Below are 531 nucleotides of genomic sequence, written 5' to 3'. Positions count from 1 at the left end.
CGGGCAGTGCCCGGGCCCGACGTCGCGGCCCTGGTCCGCGGGCTCTCTGCCGACCTGGGGGCGGCCGTGGAGATTGACGGCATCGAATACGAGGCACCGGCACCGGACGCGGCTTTGGAAGTGGAGGAGATGCCGGAACCGGACGAGGCCGAGGAGCTCGAAGCGCCGGACGCCGCCGAGCTGCGCACCGTGCTGGTGGGCCGGTTCCGGCGCGAGGACCTGATGATGTTCGGCGCCCTCAACGGCGTGGAACTCCACGTCCTGGAGCCCGATGCGGGCACGCCGGGCACGCAGGGCACGCCGGACCGGGCCGCACCCGGCCAGCGGATCGTCTTGGTCTACGGGGAGGCCGCGCCCGGGCTCTACAACTGGCCGGCCTCGGCCAAACCGATCGTGGCGCTGATGGACCTGGACGGCTTCCGCGCCGTCGAGGCATGGCTGCCGGGCACGCGGAGCGACCCGGACACCAGCTTCTGGCACGCCTGGGAGGCGCCGGCCAAGCCGTTCCCTTCCGCGTCCCGGGCCGACGCC

At 73.8% G+C, this 531-nt stretch carries 1 protein-coding gene; it reads left to right on the top strand.

Annotation, left to right across the window (positions count from 1 at the left end):
- On the top strand, positions 1-531 hold a 531-nt coding region (locus AC5RUJ_RS18145), incomplete at both ends, for a hypothetical protein (RefSeq protein ID WP_494156506.1).

This window comes from Arthrobacter sp. Y3223164, assembly GCF_059091005.1.
This window is presented reverse-complemented; position numbering and strand designations above follow the sequence as displayed.